At 42.4% G+C, this 20,730-nt stretch carries 13 protein-coding genes; 1 reads left to right on the forward strand and 12 read right to left on the reverse strand.

The features are described 5' to 3' along the window. Positions 1 to 272 precede the first annotated feature (272 nt). Positions 273 to 1,613: an amino-acid N-acetyltransferase gene (gene argA, locus QS795_RS13830; RefSeq protein ID WP_154603360.1), complete on the forward strand. Its 1,341-nt coding sequence runs from the start codon at positions 273 to 275 to the stop codon at positions 1,611 to 1,613. Positions 1,614 to 1,728: 115 nt separating this feature from the next. Here argA and QS795_RS13835 read toward each other — a convergent pair whose 3' ends face one another. The 12 genes from QS795_RS13835 to ptsP all read right to left on the reverse strand — a co-directional run bounded on the left by QS795_RS13835 (position 1,729) and on the right by ptsP (position 20,728). Continuing rightward, positions 1,729 to 2,304 (reverse strand): hypothetical protein, encoded by a 576-nt coding sequence (locus QS795_RS13835; protein ID WP_154603361.1) that lies wholly within the window; start codon positions 2,302 to 2,304, stop codon positions 1,729 to 1,731. A 29-nt stretch (positions 2,305 to 2,333) separates the two neighbouring features. Further along, positions 2,334 to 4,253, reverse strand: a complete 1,920-nt coding sequence (gene recD / locus QS795_RS13840) for an exodeoxyribonuclease V subunit alpha (protein ID WP_286270661.1) — start codon at positions 4,251 to 4,253, stop codon at positions 2,334 to 2,336. Next, the gene (gene recB / locus QS795_RS13845; RefSeq protein ID WP_418055354.1) at positions 4,253 to 7,864 is read right to left on the reverse strand and encodes an exodeoxyribonuclease V subunit beta; all 3,612 of its coding nucleotides are present in this window, start codon (positions 7,862 to 7,864) and stop codon (positions 4,253 to 4,255) included. The genes recD and recB overlap by 1 nt, the downstream gene beginning before the upstream one ends. Further along, entirely contained in the window at positions 7,861 to 10,755 is a 2,895-nt protein-coding gene (gene ptrA, locus QS795_RS13850) for a pitrilysin (RefSeq protein WP_318626543.1), read from the reverse strand. The genes recB and ptrA overlap by 4 nt, the downstream gene beginning before the upstream one ends. A gap of 16 nt (positions 10,756 to 10,771) precedes the next feature. Continuing rightward, a complete protein-coding gene (gene recC / locus QS795_RS13855) occupies positions 10,772 to 14,146 on the reverse strand; it encodes an exodeoxyribonuclease V subunit gamma (RefSeq protein WP_286270604.1) in 3,375 nt (1,124 codons plus the stop codon). Further along, a complete protein-coding gene (locus QS795_RS13860) occupies positions 14,124 to 14,492 on the reverse strand; it encodes a type II secretion system protein (RefSeq protein WP_154603365.1) in 369 nt (122 codons plus the stop codon). Before QS795_RS13860 ends, recC begins: the two co-directional genes overlap by 23 nt. Continuing rightward, positions 14,489 to 14,932 carry a DUF2509 family protein gene (locus QS795_RS13865; RefSeq protein WP_154603366.1) on the reverse strand — a complete coding sequence of 148 codons (444 nt, stop codon included), beginning with the start codon at positions 14,930 to 14,932 and terminating at the stop codon, positions 14,489 to 14,491. Before QS795_RS13865 ends, QS795_RS13860 begins: the two co-directional genes overlap by 4 nt. After that, positions 14,929 to 15,543 (reverse strand): prepilin peptidase-dependent protein, encoded by a 615-nt coding sequence (locus QS795_RS13870; protein WP_318626545.1) that lies wholly within the window; start codon positions 15,541 to 15,543, stop codon positions 14,929 to 14,931. The genes QS795_RS13865 and QS795_RS13870 overlap by 4 nt, the downstream gene beginning before the upstream one ends. Then, positions 15,537 to 16,058 carry a prepilin-type N-terminal cleavage/methylation domain-containing protein gene (locus tag QS795_RS13875; RefSeq protein ID WP_318626547.1) on the reverse strand — a complete coding sequence of 174 codons (522 nt, stop codon included), beginning with the start codon at positions 16,056 to 16,058 and terminating at the stop codon, positions 15,537 to 15,539. The genes QS795_RS13870 and QS795_RS13875 overlap by 7 nt, the downstream gene beginning before the upstream one ends. Before the next feature lie 399 nt (positions 16,059 to 16,457). Further along, the gene (locus QS795_RS13880) at positions 16,458 to 17,309 is read right to left on the reverse strand and encodes a thymidylate synthase (RefSeq protein WP_154603369.1); all 852 of its coding nucleotides are present in this window, start codon (positions 17,307 to 17,309) and stop codon (positions 16,458 to 16,460) included. A 175-nt stretch (positions 17,310 to 17,484) separates the two neighbouring features. Continuing rightward, the gene (gene lgt / locus QS795_RS13885; protein ID WP_154603370.1) at positions 17,485 to 18,381 is read right to left on the reverse strand and encodes a prolipoprotein diacylglyceryl transferase; all 897 of its coding nucleotides are present in this window, start codon (positions 18,379 to 18,381) and stop codon (positions 17,485 to 17,487) included. A 100-nt stretch (positions 18,382 to 18,481) separates the two neighbouring features. Next, positions 18,482 to 20,728, reverse strand: coding sequence for a phosphoenolpyruvate--protein phosphotransferase (gene ptsP, locus QS795_RS13890; protein WP_286270593.1), 2,247 nt, complete (start codon positions 20,726 to 20,728; stop codon positions 18,482 to 18,484). Between the last annotated feature and the right edge of the window lie 2 nt (positions 20,729 to 20,730).

Raw genomic sequence — 20,730 nt, forward strand, 5'->3', positions numbered from 1 at the left:
TTATATCCCAGCACGCATCTATTCAATGCAATATAAACGCCACACTTGCGTAATTTAAATAGTTAATGATGCTCAATTGTCGAATAACATTTATTGGCAATTATCTGATATGCAGATTGTATTGTTGTGATTATATCCATTTATATTTAGAGATATGTAAACCTTAAAAATAAATTTGTTACTTTTATTGTCCTAACTTTTACTTGATATTTTCCGCCAAAAAGAATAAAAATACAGTTATTGCGAATAAAAATTCAGTTAAGAGGGTGATTATGAAAGAGCGCAGCACCGAGTTGGTTGATGAATTTCGCCATTCGGTACCTTATATAAATGCCCACCGTGGCAAGACATTTATCATCATGCTTGGCGGTGAAGCAATTGCGCATGAAAATTTTCCTAGTATTGTCAACGATATAGGCCTACTGCATAGCCTTGGTATTCGTATTGTCGTTGTTTATGGCGCTCGACCTCAAATTGAAGAGATCCTCGCTGAACATAATTATGATGCCATTTATCATAAACATACCCGCGTTACTGATGCGAATACCCTTGAATACGTTAAGCAGGCTTCTGGAGCATTACAGCTCGACATTACCGCTCGTTTATCGATGAGTTTAGGCAATACGCCATTACAAGGGGCACACATTAACGTCGTGAGTGGTAATTTTGTGATTGCGCAGCCTTTAGGTGTCGATGATGGGATTGATTATTGCCATAGCGGCCGCATTCGTCGCATCAACGAAGATGCTATCAACGCTCAACTCGATAATGGATCTATCGTGTTAATTGGTCCTGTGGCAGTCTCTGTCACAGGTGAAAGCTTTAATCTTACCTCTGAAGAGATTGCAACTCAGCTTGCCGTTAAAATTAAAGCCGAAAAACTGATTGGTTTCTGTTCATCTCAAGGGGTAGTCGATAAAGACGGTAATATTCTGTCTGAACTCTTCCCGAATGAGGCGGAAACACGGATCCAAGAATTAGAGTCTGAAGGAGATTATTATTCTGGAACAGTTCGCTTCTTGCGTGGCGCGGCTTCCGCCTGCCGCCGAGGCGTACGCCGTAGCCACTTACTTAGCTATCAAGAAAATGGCTCGCTGATCCAAGAACTCTTCTCTCGTGATGGTATCGGTACACAGATAGTCATGGAAAGCTCAGAAAAGACTCGCCGTGCGAATATCAATGATATCGGTGGGATTTTAGAGCTGATTAGACCCCTTGAGCAGCAAGGTATTCTAGTTAGACGCTCACGGGAACAACTCGAAATGGAGATCGATAAGTTCACAATCATTGAACGTGATAATTTGGTGATCGCTTGCGCAGCACTTTACCCCTATCCTGAAGAGAAACTAGGCGAAATGGCTTGCGTGGCTGTTCATCCTGATTACCGTAGCTCATCACGCGGTGAAGAATTACTACAGCGGGTTATGGCACAAGCTAAACAACTTGAACTGGATAAACTGTTTGTCTTAACCACAAGGAGCATTCATTGGTTCCAAGAACGTGGTTTTATTCCAGCAGAAATTGAGATGCTTCCTGTCAAAAAGCAGGCACTTTATAACTATCAGCGTAAATCGAAAATTTTAATGCTGGATATTAAAAGCCAAGCCGCTTGAAATCGCCCAGAAAGTTGGCAAACAAATTAGTTCGCCATACTCTCTAACTAACGTTCATAAACCCAGATATTCAAGTAATACTCTGGGTTTTTCTTTGATACGACCTAATCTTAAGTTAAGCCATTTGTACTACTCGGCACTTCTCGCACAGTGGGTTTTGCTCTAACAGTGGACGTAAAATCGCTTCCATTTCAGCAAAAGAGGTACCGTAAAAATAGAATGCGGTTTCTGTTGGGCCATCCCAAACACCGTGGATCCCACCGATATCTTCAACCGCTTCATCAAGCTGATCAAAAAGATCGTTAATATCATTATTTTCATAGACTTCATCAGCTAAATCTGTGCCATTGAAATAAATCGCCAACCCTTCATCCGCTCCAAAATCGATTTGAACGTCTTCACCATGAATAGTTAAGCGGGAACCTTTAGGGGCTAACATCGCCGAAAACATTTGAATAATCAGGCTGATATTCTCATCACTTGCATCACTTAGTGCCAATTCAATATCACACTCAGCAACTTCGCCATTTTCAGCTAATTGGGTACCACCACCACTAACTTGGATTTGCCCTTCTTTACCTAATTTTTCCATGGCTTGATCAAATGCATCTTCCAAATCTGCACGGCGAGCAGGATCAATTTTGGCATTCAATGTTACTGTCACGGCGGTCATTTGTTGCTGGTTTTCCATATTGGTACCTTAAATGTCTAGGAATTAATTTAACTGCTCAAACCGTAGTGTTCAAACTGTAGCGCTAAGCCACTACGGCGTTTAGTCGGTGTTTCTATCGCACGGCGTAACACTTTTTTGCTGCCATACAATGAAAGTTCATTTTTAGCTCGTGTCATCGCGGTATAGACGAGCTCTCGAGTGATTACGGGCGAATATACATAAGGTAGAACCAAGGCGGTATGAGCAAACTCTGAACCTTGAGATTTATGAACCGTCATCACGTAAGCCGTTTCATGTGTTGGCAGTCGATTGGGTTGGATCCCACGAATGGAGCCATCAGGAAACTGGAAATAAGCTCTCATTTGCCGCTCTTCATCTAACAAGATAATACCAATATCGCCATTAAAGAGGCCTAGTGCGCTATCATTACGGCTGATCATAACCGGCCTTCCAACATAATGCTTATGCTGCAAGTTATACGGTTTTGTAATTAATCCTTGGCGATGGAGTAATTTTTCAAGTTTGTCATTTAAACCAGAAACCCCGTAAGCCCCTTCCCTCAATGAGGCAAGTAGACGGTATTGATTAAATTTATGTAGGACATCGGCAGGATTTTCCCTTGCTTTAACGGCTAGTAAATAGTGCTGATAGAACCCTACAGCATCTAATAACATGTTAGCGTAGCTTTCACTAATTTCAGCTTCAGCATCGTTTTCGTTATCTGGCATAGCGTTAGGAATATAGTTATGAATATCCGTGAAACCCTGCGTAAGAATATCATCCACCCTTTTCACATTTCCGGCATTGACGGCGAAAGCCAACTGGCCAATTCCTGAATCCGCAGAAAAACGATAACTGTGTCTTAATAGACATAAACTATCACGGATAGCAGGCCCTTTATTTGAAGTAAATTCACTTAATGAGCATCCTGCCAATCGCTCCAGCTGAGCGGCTCGCTCAGGGCTATAGCCTTTATTCGCGAAACGGCAGATATCCCCTAAAACCGCCCCCGCTTCAACAGAAGCGAGCTGATCTTTATCACCTAAAAATATCAATTTAGCTGAATCAGGCAGTGCTTCAATGAGCTTACCCATCATGGGTAAATCCACCATGGAAGCTTCGTCAACAATCAAGATATCAAGTGCTAGCGGATTATCACGGTGATAACGAAACTGCTGGCTTTCAGGCTGAGCCCCTAATAATCGGTGTAATGTTTTGGCTTGAGAGGGGAGTGATTCACGCTCATCGTCATTTAGCGGCAGCTGTTTCATCGCATACCCTAATGACTCGGTTAAACGAGCGGCAGCTTTACCTGTTGGGGCGGCTAATTCAATACGCAAACGATGTTGCTGTTGATGGCCTAACTTAATCAGCGCCGCTAAAATTTTCGCGACCGTCGTCGTTTTCCCCGTTCCAGGTCCCCCTGAAATAACCGAGACTCGGCTAGTTAACGCAATAGCAGCGGCAATTTTTTGCCAATCTATCTGCGTTGATTCAGGGAAAAGCTCCGTTAAAATCGGCTGAATTTTCGAATCATTAACAATATTATCATTCCTAACATCGGCTAATTCAGTTTCTGAAAAGAAGTGAGCTACGCACTGCTCGTATTGCCACATACGCTGGAAATAAAGGAAATCACCTGATAGCAGCAATGGAGCAACAGACCCTCCCTCAACTTCACACACGGATTCACTGGATAATAATGCAGCTCTGATAGCGGCTTGATTTGGTTCTCCAATCATTTGCCATAATTGCGCCGTAAACTCAGGATGTCTTCCCATAAATAGCACGTCAGGGCGAATATCCTCCAACGATAAGCAAACATGTCCAGACATAGTTTCTGCACTAAGCAGCGCTGCCACTACCAATAAAATCGAGTTATCTTCATTCGCAACGTTATAGGCGAATTGCACATCAAGAGGCGTGAATATACGCGCTTCAATAGCTTGATTAAATAACGCTTTCATCATTGTGGCTCCTTAGATTGAGCATCATGAAATAGCGCATCAAACTCACTGATAAATTCAATTGCTGGTCGATAAAAGAAGATGCCATTTTGAGAATCTATGCGTTCAGTTCCCCGTAAAAAGAGATAATAAACGCCGCCAAAATGAGTTTCATAATCGTAATTTGGCATCCTCTGTTGTAAAAAACGGTGTAATGCCAGCGAATAAAGCTGATATTGCAGATCATATCGATGGTCAATCATCGCTTCTGCCATCGCCTCTTGAGTGTAATAAGAGGCATCTTCACCTAAATAGTTGGACTTATAATCCAACAAATAAAACTTCCCTTTCCAGCAAAAAGTTAAGTCGATAAAACCTTTTAAAATACCTTGTACTTGCTCAAAGCTCAGAGGGGGGCAATGTTTTGATAGAGGGTCATACTTGTGAGTAACACGATCAACCTCCTTTGCATTGAGCAAGCTATCAATCGGTAAATAAAACTGCATTTCATCCAGCCTATCTTGAGCTGGAATAGCCGACAAACAGAGCCCATCATCAGCTAACGGTACATTAAGAATGGCATTCAACCAACCTTGTAACATAGAAACCCATTGAGTATCAAAGCCTGCTACTTGTAGTTTTTCTTCTAGCCATTCGGATGAAATGTCACCTGAAAAATCAATTTCTTCCATCAAACTATGTAAAAATGTGCCTGGCGCAGCACCTTTAGGGAATTGGTGCGGAGTCAGTGTGTTTTCTTGGGTTTCTTGCACCTCAACATCATGACTGACTTCAATATCCATCTTAGGGGCTAATGAGTTAGCAAATTGCTCAGCAGATAAGGTTTGCTCTTCTTCTCCATGGGAGGTGCTATAACTCAGACCGGAATAGCTTGTTACACGCCAGCTATCATCAAAGTGCCGAGAAACCGCTCTTGCTGATAATTCATCACTGGCCTCTTTAGTTAAATCCAGTTTTACCATTTCAGGGAGATCTATCGGTTGCACATCAATCACATCATTACTGAGTGCTTCGAGCATACTGTTGAGTAAAACACTGTCGCCTTCTTGGCCTTTTTGCAATAAATACCCCAGCGCGGATAGGTGCAAATCCGTATTACCTGCTTTTTTCCGGTTGCCTTTGATAAGCGGCGCGACTCCAACACTACAGTGATAAATAGCGCGAGTGAGTGCCACGTAAAGTAAGCGTAAATCCTCAGCTAAACGTTCTTCATCCGCTAGTTCGACATACTCTTGCGAATCATCAAGGTCGAGCTTCGTAACGTAATCATCACGGTCATGAAACAGGCCTTTTGATTGAGGCAAAAAGTTACTCGCAAACGGCAACCAGACAATTTTATATTCTAGCCCTTTAGACTTATGTATGGTGCTGATTTGCACCAAATGTCTATCACTTTCAAGGCGCATCTGTTGTGCATCTGATTGATGGTCTGGGTGAGCAATCTGCTGCGCTAACCAACGGGTTAGTGTGTGCTCACCTTCAAGTTGGAGAGACGTCTCTTGAAGTAATTCACCAATATGCATGAGATCCATCAAACGACGCTCACCTTCAGAACCCGATAGCAAGGTTTCAGCGATATGTCGCTTGGACATAATCCCACGTAACATGGGTAAAACACCGCGCTTACGCCAAATTACAGCATAGTGAGCAAACTCATCAACTAAGTTTTCCCACGCTTTTTCATCGTAATTTAGGTTATCAATATCTTCCGCCGTTAAGCCTAATAACCCCGTCGCTAAGGCGCTTCGCAACACCCGTTCTTTTTCTGGTGTTAATACTGCCAATAATAGCCAGAGAACCTCTTTAGCTTCTTGGGTCGCAAACACGCTTTCTCGATTTGATTGGAATACCGATGGGATATTCAGTTGATTTAGCGCATCACGGATCAATATCGCCTCACGACGACTGCGCACTAATACGGTGATATCCGAAGCTTCTACAGGCGTTTGCTGCTGCTTATTTTCAAAGTAAGTGGTCCCTTTCAAACCACCAGCAAGATATCGTCCTATTTGTGCTGCACATTGCTGCGCAAGGGCTTGTTCATATTCAGAAACGGAAACAGCTTCAGCTTGCTGCTGCCAGAAAGTGAGCGCTTTCACTTCTTTCCCGTCATGGATCAGTTTTTTGTGGCGATTATGAGCCGCAAAATTAACGCTTTGAAATGGAATTTGTTCAAAAATAAATGGGTTTTCAGCATGGTGAAAAACCTGATTAACCGCCTCAACCATACTCTGTGATGAGCGATAGTTTGTCTCTAACGTATAGTGAGCACTAACTTGCTTTTTCGCCGCAATATACGTGAAGATATCCGCACCACGGAATGCATAAATGGCTTGTTTCGGGTCTCCGATAAACAGCAATGCAGTGTCTTCAGTTTCCCTATAAATACGCTGAAAAATACGATATTGCTGCGGGTCAGTATCTTGAAACTCATCAATCATCGCCACAGGGAAGCGCTTAGCAATCGCTTCGGCAAGTAATGCCCCACCGTCTTGATGCAGCGCTCTATCCAGTCGAGTTAGCAAATCATCAAACCCTAATTCACCGCGCGTTTGCTTTTCATGAGCGATAGTTTGGCGTACTTCACTAATCGCCTGCGGGATAATTAAATCTTTAATCGTCAGCGCCTGGGCAAGCAATTCATCCACTAATCTGAAAACAGAATGGGAAGGCCCCGAACCGCTTTTGGATTTTTCATCTAATCGAGATTGCGCAAAACGCTCTAAAATATCTCTTGGTAATTGATAATCATCGGTGCTTTGTTCTGCCCAATCGGTTATTTTTTCTAGCCACGCTGGTAAATAACGCGCGCTGTAGCTACGTTTGTCTACATCAGAATCAGAGATTAGCTTTTCAAAATCAGAGACATTTTTTGCCCATAAATCTTTTAAATTCTGAATTAAACCAATCAAACGTTGATGGCGCTCTTCAAGGGTTTCAGGTAATTCCGGCTGATTGATAATGGCAGGAATATCCCCTTGCAAGAATGGCTTAATGTCATTCAATAGTGCTTCAGGCCCATTCCACTCGGCATGAACCACTTTAGTCATCGAATAATCCAGAGGATAAAAATGACGACGCCAAAAATCCGCACAGGCTTGTTTCTGGATAGGAAATTCATCTTGGATCATGGTTTGCTCAAACAAAATGCCTGATTCAAACGCATTGTGCGCTAACATTCGTTGGCAAAAACCATGAATGGTGTAAATAGCCGCTTCATCCATTTGACGCTCAGCAGCTAATAGCCAATTCGCCGCAAAAGCGCGTTGTTCTTCGCTCGATAATTCTGTTAACAGTGTGAGATATTCTGGTTCCGATTCAAATCCCAAGCCATGTCGTAAACACGCCAAGCGCATCTTATGAATACGCTCACGAATACGCCCACGTAATTCATTGGTCGCTGCCTCAGTAAAGGTCACAACTAGAATTTCTTCAACACTTAAAGGTCTAGGGAATGCATTTTCACCCCCTAAACCTAATAATAGGCGCAGATAGAGGATCCCTATCGTATAGGTTTTGCCTGTACCAGCCGATGCTTCAATTAACCGCTGTCCACGTAATGGAAGTGTATAAGCATCTAACAATTGGGAACTCATCTGCACCTTATTCACTCAACATTTTCCTTGATAGGTAACATCTTCTGAAGATCTGAAGCTTGTGGGTACAACACCCAGTTTTTCAGTTTTGCATACCCTGATTTTTCATCAACACCCTGACCAATCACTTGAGATGCCATTGCTAAACCTTGGTGTTTTAAAACCGCATTTTCATAATACGCAATCACTTCAGCTTGAGTGGCAGTCTCTAGTCTCGCTAACACTTTATCTCGAGAGTCAAAACTGAAAATATTACGAGAAAAATCGGAACCATAGCGCCCCACTTCTTCATAGAATGTTTGTGGCGGCTGTTTCATTTCCGTAATAATGGATTGTTTATATTGCTCAAACTCAGCAGAAGGCAATTTTTTCAGCTTATCCAGAGTGACTTTATAGAAATCTTGATAGCGAGTATTGAGATAATCTGGTGTTTTAGCATTACTTTGCAGCAAGAAGCCAATACCCCACTGATCACCAAGCCCCACCTTGAAAGCAAATACGGCATAACCTAATTGCTCATTGGTTCGTAATTGGTCGTAAAACCACGGCTGAACAATTTTAGATAAAATACCAGACAGAACCGCACCATCGATACGGTTATAACCATCAGGAATAAATAACTCAGCCAATGCGTTATCACTGCTATTACCTTGCTTATGGAAATCTGCCAGATAGGTTTTATTCACCACAACGATGTCACCACTCCACCAATTTTTACCCTTGCTCTTTAACAGCTTACTGACGTCTTGGATAGTTTGAACACTTTGCTGCTGCGTAATATTACCCACAACTAATGCTTGTAAGGCGGCACCTTCAACGACGGAATTACGGTAGTCAGTTATATCCTTCAAAGTGATAGTGTCTAAAGCGGCTAACCGTTGCTCCTGTTCAAAATAAGGAACACTGTTAAGGCGCTGCAATGGCTGCATGGCTAGCTCGTATGCTTTCGCATTGTTTGCCACTTCGATTTGTTCTTTGTACCAAGATTTAGCCTGAGCCAGCTCTCTTTCTGTTGGCTCAAAACTTAAATATTCCTTGGTCATGGATAAAAACAGCTCCGATAAATGCTGAGTATAACCGCTCGCATTTAATTGTAACCCAACCCCTTGAGAGACGGAGACGGACATCCCTGCCACGGAAGCTTGATACTGTAATTCATCCATTTTTAACGATGAAATATATTGCAATAAAGAACCAGTGACTTGTGATTTTGCTGTTTTGTCTTGATCGTTATAGCGCAGGTCTAACGTAATACTTGCCTTCGGTTCATCAGCAAAATACTGACTTGGCATATACAGCACACGTGTATTCCCTTCCTGATAAACCATTTCAGGATGTTTATACGCTTTATCCGTTTTAATCAGGGATAAGTTATCGGGAATATAAGGGTTTAATTTTGGTAATTTAAAAGTCATTTTTGACTCTAAACCAGCCCATTCCGTGAACTGTTTTTCACTGATTTTATCGACTTGGTAAGGCGCATCGACAAAGTAAGCTTTTTTATTACTCGGTTCGTTCGGGCTAATAAACCAAATACGTGCATTTTTCGCTGTCAGTTCAGAAAGTCTCTGTTTTATCGCTGCAGGATTATATTTATCTGCAACATAATCAGAATCTAGAACGTGATTAACAGGCATAGTGATCATTTGGTCAGAAAGCCATTCGATATAGTTCATGTCTCTAACAATGGAACCATAACGAAATGATAGATTGAGCACTTTGGCTATTTCATCAAAATAATCTTGGTTAACGCCTTGTTTTTTAATCAAATCAATATAAGCAAAAATAGCTGCGATAACTTGATCACGCTCTGCTAACCCTTTGTCCGTTAACGTGACATAGATAGAAAATGAGCCATAGTTACGATCAGCATTTGGTGACGCAGATGCGCTGATACCTTCTGCTAATCCTTGAGAAATAAGCCAATCAGATAACGTTCCCGGACTACGATTTCCAATTAAGTAGCCGATGTATTCATCACTCTTGCTACGAAAATCGACCATATTGTTTTTGATGCTAAATTCGATTTGCAATGCTTTTTGTGGCTGAGAGGGAACATAGTGGATCACAATCCCCTTTTCTTTATCCGTCACTGCGGGGATCGTAACCGCTGGTACTGACGCATTAAAATTAGGAATACGTCCAAAGGTTTCATTGGCAATTTTCGCTAATTGTTCAATAGATTGGTCACCATACAATACGCCATTCATTAAGTTTGCTGAGTAATAACGTTTGTAGAAACTCACTAACTCATCTTGGAGCTTGCTATTGGGTTTGTCCTTCAACGTTTCCAGATTTCCACCTGCAAAGCGAGAGTTTGGATGTGCAGGGTTTAGCGTTTCAGAACGAATTTGCCAAATACGCATACCATCACGAGCACGAGCCATGGTGAGTTCTGCATTGACAGCATTACGTTCTTTGTCTGCATTCACGGGGTCAAGTAACGGCTCAGCGAGCGCATCCGCTAGTCTATCAGTAGCAGCCTCAAGAGCTCCATTTTCAACTTCAAAATAGTAGGCGGTGCGATGTGGTGCCGTACTGGCGTTATGGCTTCCGCCGTGTTTTTGTAAAAACTCAGAGAAGCTACTTGGCTCAGGGTATTTTTTAGAACCCATTAACACCATGTGTTCTAAGTAATGAGCAAGCCCTAACTGGCTATTCGGGTTTTCAATACTCCCTACGGGTAATGCAACTGCCGCTAACGACTTAGTTGCTTTAGGGTCTGAAACCAGTAAAACAGTCATATCGTTATTAAGTTTGATTGCTTTATATTCTCGCGGATCACTGACGCTTTTATTGATAGTCTCTGGCAAAACTTGCCAAAGTGGCTGCGCAGCAATGGCACTACCGACAAACAGTAGTGATAACAAGAATAAATGAGCGATATGTTTCGATAATCGTAACATTCTTAGATGCTCTCCCTTATTTTAAGTACTCTGCCATCGGCAGTAAGAAGCGCCGAGTATTACTCAGCAGCGATTCAATCAATGAACTATTTATGCTTCTGCAAGCTCTCAATACATAATCATCTTCCATTTCACCCACTTTCATTTGGCTTCCTTGTAGGCTTTGCAGTAGCGCCGATAACGCCTTTTGCTGCACATCTTCCGACATAAAGTCATATTCCTTTGTTTTTTTATCAAAACACGCCGAAATCCAATTCCAACCACTCTGGTTTAGCAGAATTAGTGGTGTATTCATTCCTTCACAATACCCTTCAATAAGCGTATTCAAGTGTACTTTTGCATACTCTGAGGATATGGCAGAAAAATGCCAAACACTGTTTTCTCGCCCTAATGCGATGCTTTCACCTTCACGAACAAACGCATTAAAAAACAAATGTTCTATCCATAATTGCACGCCATCATTGGCAGTAAGATAAGCAGGTCGATAACGCAATATTCCTGACTCGTGAACATTTCGCAATAAACCTGTAATTTTGATCTCATGTATTTCACACTCAATCGGATAATCGACACGTCGATCGCCGTACTCTTTCACTTTTTCAGCTAATGGAGCAATATCATTCAATTGCTTCTCCCAAAATAGCTGGCCAAATTGTTTGGCGGGTAATTGCCCTGAGGCTTTTAATGCATGATAAAGGGGATTTGGGTCTTCATCTTTGACTAACAAATCTAGCACTTGGTCATTGATTTTATAGCGTTGCAATCCCCCCAATACAAATGGCTCTTCCTCTGGAAGTTCAGTCTCTTCAATTGAAAAATGCACTTTTAAGCGTTGTTGAAAAAAGCCACGTATAGGGTGTCGATAAAAACGTAAAATCTGTTCTAACGATAACTCTGTAATAGGTTCTCGTTGTTCTAATACTGACGTAAACGACTTAGCCGCTTGCTCTACGCTTTTTGCGGCTGGCAGCCACTCTTGTGCAAAGCTTTGATAAAGCGTGTTAGGGATAAAGTTTTCTTTCGCAAATGGCACTCGATTATGCTCAGTGACTAAATACTGTTTTAGCCGCAGTGAACTTTCATCGATATTCAATGATTGATCGCCCTGTAAGCAGAAACTCTGACAGATATACTCCAATAATTCAGTGACTAGCACCGATGGATTGCACTCTTGGTTATCTCGAATTGAACGTCCAATGTAGCTAATATAGAGTCGCTTCGTCGCTGAATTTAATGCTTCTAAGAATAGATATCGGTCATCATCACGGCGCTTTCTATCCCCTCGCTGGACTTTTTCTGCCATTAAATCAAACCCGAGGGGCGGTACATTACGTGGATATGCACCATCGTTCATACCCAGTAAACAAACTACTTTAAACGGTACAGAACGCATTGGCATTAGCGTGCAGAAATTCACTGCGCCAGCAAGAAAACGCTGGCTGATTTTTTCGTCGTCAAAGCAAACCGATAGCTCGTCACGAATTAAACGTAATGGGATGGCTTCTTGGTAATTGGCAGTCAGGGCATTTTCAATAATTTTATGCCATTGTGTCGTGAGTAAGGTTAAGACGATTTCAGTTTCACTATCGACTTTGAAGCAGCTATCAATTAATTGCTGGCAGATCTCCTTCCACTCATCGAGTGTACGTTCTTGCTCTAAGCGTGTTCGCCATTCTCTAAGTGTATCGATGAGTAATGCTAATTTACCTGCCAATTGAGCTGCGAGCCCACTGCATTCATCATACGGAAGCACGCCATTCCAAGGGCCATTACGGCTATCCATCGCATAGCCAAGTAACATTCGGCTTAAACCAAACTGCCACGTATTTTGCCCAATAACGGGTAAAGATAGTGATCGTACGTTATCGTCATCAAGCCCCCAACGAATACCGGATTCATTGACCCAGCGCCTTAATAAACTCAGTTCACTTTCATCAATATCAAAACGCGCGGCAAACGCTGAAACTTCTAATAACGCCAGTACTTGCTCCGTTGAAAAGCGGCTTTGAGGCAAATCCAATAACATAATAAAAGCTTGTAAGATTGGATGGGCTTGTAGTGCCTTTCTATCTGAAATAGAGAATGGAATATAGTGTGATGAGCTAGTGTTACCGAACACAGCTTGAATATAAGGCGCATAACTGTCGATGTCAGCGACCATGACAATCACATCACGGGGGGTTAATGTAGGATCTTCTTCAAATAGAGCCAATAAGCGATCCTGCAAAACTTCAACTTCACGCTGAGCACTATGACATGAATGAAATGTCACAGATTGATCGCTTGGATGGAGTGAGCGCTTCAGTGAGCTACTTTCATACTCATCTAATGTCACGCCTAGCTGTGCGTGATTTTCAAGATCGAGAATATCTTGCTGTAAATTTTCGAGAAGGTTATTTCGCCCATTATCAACAAAGGCAGAGACTTCATTGGCGGCTTCAATTTGAGAAATAAAATATAAGTTATCCCGACCAAGCTTGCCCCACGATGCTAACAGTGGGTTTGCTAAATTTTGTTCACCTTCAGCATTAAATAAGTTGATAGCGTGCTCATCAATTTTAAAACGGGAAATTTCGTGCTTATCCAAATAGTGGCGCAATTTTCGTTGCTGTAATCGCGCTAAAAAGGCACTGCTTTGAATGTCTCCCCAGTAATAGCGACATGGATTGGTAAACATTAAATGGATATCTGAGTGTTCGGCAATTGCATTAAGCGCTTGTAAATACACAGGCGGCAACGAGGAAATACCACAAATAAATAGGCGCGATGGTAAATTTTTAGCTAACTCTGGCGATACTTTAAGCTTATCGATAAAACTCTGATATAGGTTTGCTCGATGCCAAGGCGATTGACCCAGCTGCTCTGTATATTCCACCAAACATAGCCATAATCTTTTTTGCCACAATTGATTTTCACTGAGCCCATCAATCAACTCATTACGTTGCCACAGAGCAATCCACTCCGGTCGGTAAACCAAATATTGGTCAAATAAATCGGCAATACGCCCTGATAATTGGTGCAATTTACGCTTGTCTGAATCGTCTTGCAGATAGTGACGTAGAGGCTCAAACTCAGCTTCATTAATGACATTGGGTAAAATTGTCATTAACTTCCATGTCATCGCTTGTTTAGTGTAAGCGCTCTCTTTAGGAATATCTGGAAGTACTCGACGGAACATATCCCAGATAAACGTAGCAGGTAATGGGTAGTTAATATTGGCGGCTATTCCAAAGCGTTTAGCAAGCTCTATCTGTAGCCATTGAGACATACCGGGGCTTTGTACTAATACAATTTCTTGCTCAAAAGGATGAGATAGCGGGTCATTCTCCATTAAGTGTGCAATTAGCTCTTTGAGTAGATCTAATTGGTTAGAATGATAAACCTGAAACATGACTCTCTCCTTTTGCACACATCCAGCGACTTATCGAATACAGTTTCCCGCCCACTAACAAGGACACCTTAGATTCACTACAGTTCCCAAGGATTGTAGAATGCACGATTTTTATCTGTTCTCTCTGGGGCTGATACCCTATTTCCAATGGAACTTTATCATTAGAAGAGCGCTTACCTTCTAAAGTACCATGTAGAGACCGAACTGCCTGTGAACCTTGGTATATTTGATTAAAATTCAAAGCGATATATTGGCTGTAGTTTAGCAGAGCTATCAGCAAGATAGCAAAAACAACCACCGCAATCATCGACTCTACCAGCGCAAATCCTTGCTGTGAATTCTTCATTGGCAAAATCCTTTAATCGCCACAGGACAATAATCAATCCAGCCATTTTCTCGCGCTTGTAAGCGCCCTTCATTCCATATCGGCACAACCCATCGATATACCGTTAGCGATTGGTTTTTCGATAATTCACCTTTACCCGATAAAATGAATTGGTTATTTTTATAATGCTTAAGGCAACTCACCCACCCGTGATTTGTTTCTCGTTGACATACCCAAGGGCTCGCTTTTTCTGCCTTTAATTTCCAATGTTGAGCGAGCCCCCATGACAATGCTGATTCTGCCAAATTGAATGATTGATAGTATTTTTCTTCGCGGCTTAATTCATGGCTAGCCCGCGCTTGGTAATAATTTAGTGCTTTCAGCAAGATAAGCCCGACACTCATTAGCACCATCACCATGACTAAGGCAATATTGCCTCGCTGCGCATTTGTTTCCCTCATGGCACATTCCTTAACATCACGGAGGAACGATAATCAAACGTTCTATTCGGCAATAAAATGCTTTCAACTGTCATCGACATGTCTAAAACTTTTGTTGCAGGCCGCCAATCAAAGGTCAGTTTATTAACTTTCACCATGTTCGGGTCAAACAACGAGTGCCAACGGGTACCATCGCAATTTGTCACATTACGGTTAGATTCCAGCTTATTGTCATGTAGCCTGAATCCAAAGAAATCGGAATGTAATGAATGACTTGGCCCTATAACCCATCCCCCAGATAAATCTTGGTCATAGGCAAAAATAATGCAGGAGTTAGCCTGACGACTTAAGAACTTAGAGCTGATGGTAATTGCCTTTCCTTCACAATGAGGTTTGGAAGGTGACTGGCTGCAATGACCAATTCGACGAAAATCTTTTTCCATATTAATCAACACCTGCCTGACCTCTCTATCCAATTGATATTGAAAAAAAGCCTGAAATAGTTGCTTAAATAACACGGGGATCGTATTCATCGCTGCAATGCAGACTAGACAACCAATTAGCATCGCAATCAGTGTTTCTAGCAAAGAGAAACCTTTTTCTGCTTTATGCTTTTTAGTGTGATTCAACATTTGGGCACGCCTGCTAATATTTGTGGGCTGCAACTGCGAACCCGACCCGCAGATGAAATAATCACGGATATTTGGTCACTTTCATTGTTGAGCTCAATTCGAAAAGGGCTACTTGTCCCTTGCCTACCGTAAAAGTGAATCGATTGTCTAGACGCATGCTTGAGCTCAATACGCTCAAATTTTTCCCCCTTAAATTGGCTAATTTGTTGCGCTGTATCTGCATCTGTAACCACTAAATGCCACTCTTTTGATGTAAAACTTACTGTCATAATACGGTGCTGATTTAAATAAATGCCTTCCATTAGATTACTGTAGATAAATTCGGCAGTTTGCCTAGCAGCATCAATAAGTTGTAGCCGTTTCACTTGCTGTTGCCATTGATAAAACGCAGGCAGAGCAACAATTGAGCACAGAAACAGAACAACCAGTATTTCAATTAAAGTGAATCCCTGCTCATCAATGTTGTACTTTAGCCACTTTATTTTTCCATGTACCAAATTTGTCTGTTCTGGCATTTCTTTATCTCTCTCAACCGTTATCTACGGGGAGCTTGGATGAAAACTTCTCAGCCCAACAGTCTTCATTTACCATTCTTCGTAGCGCTTCCCAGCAAAATGTCACTTTTGCATTTTCCTTGAATGCTTTTGGAAACGGCTTCGCAAAATTAATCGTAAAGATAAAAAAGTGTTCCCTCAAAATAAGGGAGACAGGTCAGAATAGCTTTCGGGGATAAAGCGAAAATGGGAAATAGCGGAAGTAACAAGGGTGAAAGAGAGTAAGAGTTAACAGGGATGTAAAGGTATGGAGCAACTTAGAAAATCGAGTGAGCTGTAAAGATAATAAAAAATAAAGGCATAAACCGTATTATTTACAGGGTATATGCGTATCTATGCCTTTATATCAATCCACCCGCATTAGACCGTAAATGGATATTTTATTGCTTCGTGGCACTGATAATCGTCTAAGGTGAAATCATCAGTTGTTACCCACGTTTCAAGATCTTCCAATGATTTAATTGCAGGGTTAATCGTTAAGCTTGGAGATGGGTATGGTTCACGTTTTAATTGAACATCACGCATTAAAGGCAGTTGATTTTCATAAATATGTGCATTCACAATTTTATGATAAGCCTTACCTGCTTTATGACCCGTAATACGCGCCATTAAAGCCAGTAAAACAAAGCATTGGACCTGATTGAAGTTGAGGCCAAGAGGCACATCGCAGCTACGTTGATAAGAGGTTAAATGCAGCGTATCGCCAAGTAGTGAAAACGTATGGGTGTGCATACAAGGACGTAAGCAGCCCATTTCGAACTCTCCGGGGTTATAGAAAGTCACGATTTCGGCGCGGTCATCAATACCGTTTTTCAGGTTATTAACCACTTTCTTTAATTGGTCAAGATGAGAGCCATCAGGACGCTGCCATGATCGGCCTTGGACGCCATAAACGCGCCCCATATCATCTTCACCTTTACGATGCGGGTTATCTAACCATGCTTGGTTTTCATTAGCATTGGCATTCCAAGTGTTACAACCAATTTCACGGAACTGCGCTGCATTATCATAGCCACGTAAGTACCCTAATAACTCGGCAATAGCGGCTTTATAAAAGCTTTTGCGCGTTGTAATTAAAGGAAATTGATTGTTGCCCACATCATATTCGAGATCGGCATTAATCACGGTTAAACAGCGGACACCAGTGCGCTTATTTTCAACCCATTGACCTTCATCGATAATACGTTGGCATAACTCAAGATACGGCTTCATAGTGGCTCTCTTACTCCGAAATACAGGCGGTTTGTGCTATCGAATATCCCTCAATAACACAAACCGAAAATGACTTAATTTACTGCTTATTAACGTGATTTACTGTCTGCGTTATTTACTGCCTACGTGACTAGCTATATACGCTACTTGCTATCTGCGCTATTTTTTATCAACGCTACTTACTATCAACGCTTTTAGCAGGCTTATGGGCAGGGATATTTTTACCGTATTTGTAAGCCCAGATAATCATCAATACACCGATAATAATCATCGGAATCGAGAGGATTTGCCCCATACTGATGCCACCGAATAAACCTAACTGTGCATCTGGTTGTCTGAAGAATTCAACGATGATACGGAATGCCCCATAACCGATAAGGAACAGACCCGATACGCTCCCCATTGGGCGAGGTTTACGTACAAATAAATTCAATATCAGGAATAAAACGATGCCTTCTAAAACCATCTCATACAGCTGGGATGGGTGTCTTGGCAATACACCGTACTGCTCGAGAATAGGCAACAGAGACGGATCTTGTGCCGCAAGTTGGATATCTTCACTTCTTGAGTGAGGAAATAAAAACGCCCATGGTGTATCTAGGGTAACGCGACCCCATAACTCGCCATTAATAAAGTTACCGATACGCCCCATTCCAAGACCAAAAGGAATCAAAGGTGCAACAAAATCAGAAACTTGTAAGAAACGGCGTTTCGTGCGATAGGCAAACCACATCATGGCACAGATAACCCCAATCAAACCGCCATGGAAGGACATCCCGCCATCCCATACCTTGAACAGATACAGAGGGTCATCTAAGAAAACAGGCAAGTTATAGAAGAAAACATAGCCAAGTCGTCCACCCACAAATACACCGACAAAGCCAATGTACAACAAGTTCTCGACTTCATTTTTTGTCCAACCGCTGTTTGGCTTAGAGGCGCGACGCCCTGCTAGCCATAGCGCAAAAACGAATCCGACAAGGTACATAAAACCATACCAGTGCAAAGAGACTGGGCCAATCGAGAACATTACGGGATCAATTTCCGGAAATGCTAAGTAGCTGTTACTCATCGTTCCCCACTTTAAAATAATTGAGTCAAAAATTATGCCGCATAATAACACGAGGTTATTGTCCGCATATAATTACATATTAATAACATAGAAGATCAAACTAGATCCCGCCACGCACAAAACCACCAAGTCCATTTCTTTCCATAAACTCGCTGATCTTATGCCGGACATTTTCGCTGGTTTCTGCACTGAGCAAATCAGGTACTAACTCAGCCATCAATTGAGGATCAAGCTGACGAATTAAATATTTCATGCGAGGAACACTGCGCCCACTCATACTCAAACTACGATAACCCAATGCAATCAGCACCATAGCGCTTAATGGTTGCCCCGCCATTTCACCGCACACACTAATCGGCAAACCTATACGCCGACATTCCATATATACCATGGATAGAAAACGCACCACCGCAGGGTGCAGGTTATCATAGAGCGCCGCCACATGAGTGTTATTACGGTCGACGGCAAGTAAATATTGTGTAAAGTCGTTGGTACCTATTGAAATAAAATCAACTCGCTGCTTTAACTCTGGCAGCAAAAACAGGAGTGAAGGTACTTCCAACATCACGCCAATTGGAGGTAAATCAATCGATTTTCCGAGTTGTTGGCTCACTTCATTTCTGGCGCGATTAATCAGCCCGATAGCTTCATCCACTTCATTAATGCTAGTGATCATCGGCAATAAAATACGTAAATTGCCCGTATCTTGGTTAGCTCTCAGCATAGAGCGCAGTTGGATCAAAAATATTTCAGGTTGATCCAGCATCACGCGGATCCCGCGCCACCCTAAGCAAGGATTTTCCTCGCTGATCGGCATATAAGGCAGTTGCTTGTCTGCGCCGATATCTAAAGTTCTTAATACCACAGGTTTCGTTGCAAAAAGTTGCAGTACATCCCGATATAACTGCTTCTGTTCATCCTCAGATGGGAAACCGTTGTGCAGCATAAATGGCAGTTCGGTTCGGTAGAGTCCAACACCATCCACCCCATCATGAATTTGCTGTTCATAGCGAGGGCTCAATCCGGCGTTGAGGCAAATATCCACATGCTCACCGTTTTTGAGTACTGCATCTTGAGAAAGTGTGCCTTCCGCTAATCTGCTAAGCACATTTTCTTCTTCAATAATTTGCTGGTATTCCTGTGCGATGAAGTTTTCCGGCTCAATAAACACTTCGCCACGATAACCATCCAAAATCAGATGGCGATTATGTAATAAAGAAGGCTCAATATCCGCCCCCATAATCGCGGGGATCCCCATCGCTCGGATCAAAATCGCAGAGTGAGAGTGAGTTGCACCATCGCGCACAATCACACCCGCTAATTGCTCAAGCGGTAATTCAGCAAGAACGCTCGCACTTAGCTCATCAGCCACTAAGATAAAACGGTCTGGCCATTGGCTGGTTGGTGTCAGTGAATCATCGAGATGAAATAATAAGCGCTGCCCTAAGGTACGAAGGTCGGAGCCGCGCTCTCTTAAATAGAGGTCACGTAAACGTGAGAATTGCAAAGCGTAATCTTCGATGACGGTTTTCACCGCCCACTCAGCCACCGCGCCTTGATTGATCGCCGTAAATAACCGCTTTTTCAGTTGGGGATCATTAAGTAAGTGGTTATATAGGTCGAAAATAGCCGCGCTTTCTTTCGATGAACTCGCCATAAACCGCTTACTAATACGACGAAATTCTGCTGCCGCACTTTCCAGCGCTATCACCAAGCGTTGACGCTCTTCATCAATATTTAATGTGGTCGCTTGATACACATTGTCTAAAGAAGGTTGAGAGGTATCTTGCCAGCCATAAGCCATCGAAATTCCTTGAGAAACAGGAATAGCTTTGAGACGGTTTTGGCGATATTGCCCGAAAATACCTTTTGTTTGCGCTTGGGATAATATCACCGCTAACTGCATCGATAGCGTGACCATAAAGGACTCTTCAGTTTCGCTGAATAACCGTTTTTCTCGCTGTTGAACCACCAGTACGCCCAGCAATTGGCGTCGATAAACGACAGGCACGCCGAGAAAGGCTTTGAGCTGCTCTTCTTTGAGTTGGGGAAGATATTTGAATTGCGGGTGTTCGCGAATATCGGCAAGGTTCAACATTTCCGATTGCCGACCGACAGCGCCAACAACCCCTTCATCGAATCCTAAACGAATAGCAATCCCGCTAGGCTTTTTCAGCCCGCGGGTTGCCATTAGGTAATAACATTGGCGAGGATGATCGGCTAAGTAAATCGAGCACACATCAGTGCGCATCGCTTTGCACGTCTCGTTGACCAAAACTTCAAGAGCTTGAGTGAGACTGGTCGCCATCGCGACCTTTTCGACAATGTCACGTAAACGCGTCAACATAG

The organism is Providencia zhijiangensis, assembly GCF_030315915.2.
GTDB classification, from domain to species: domain Bacteria; phylum Pseudomonadota; class Gammaproteobacteria; order Enterobacterales; family Enterobacteriaceae; genus Providencia; species Providencia zhijiangensis.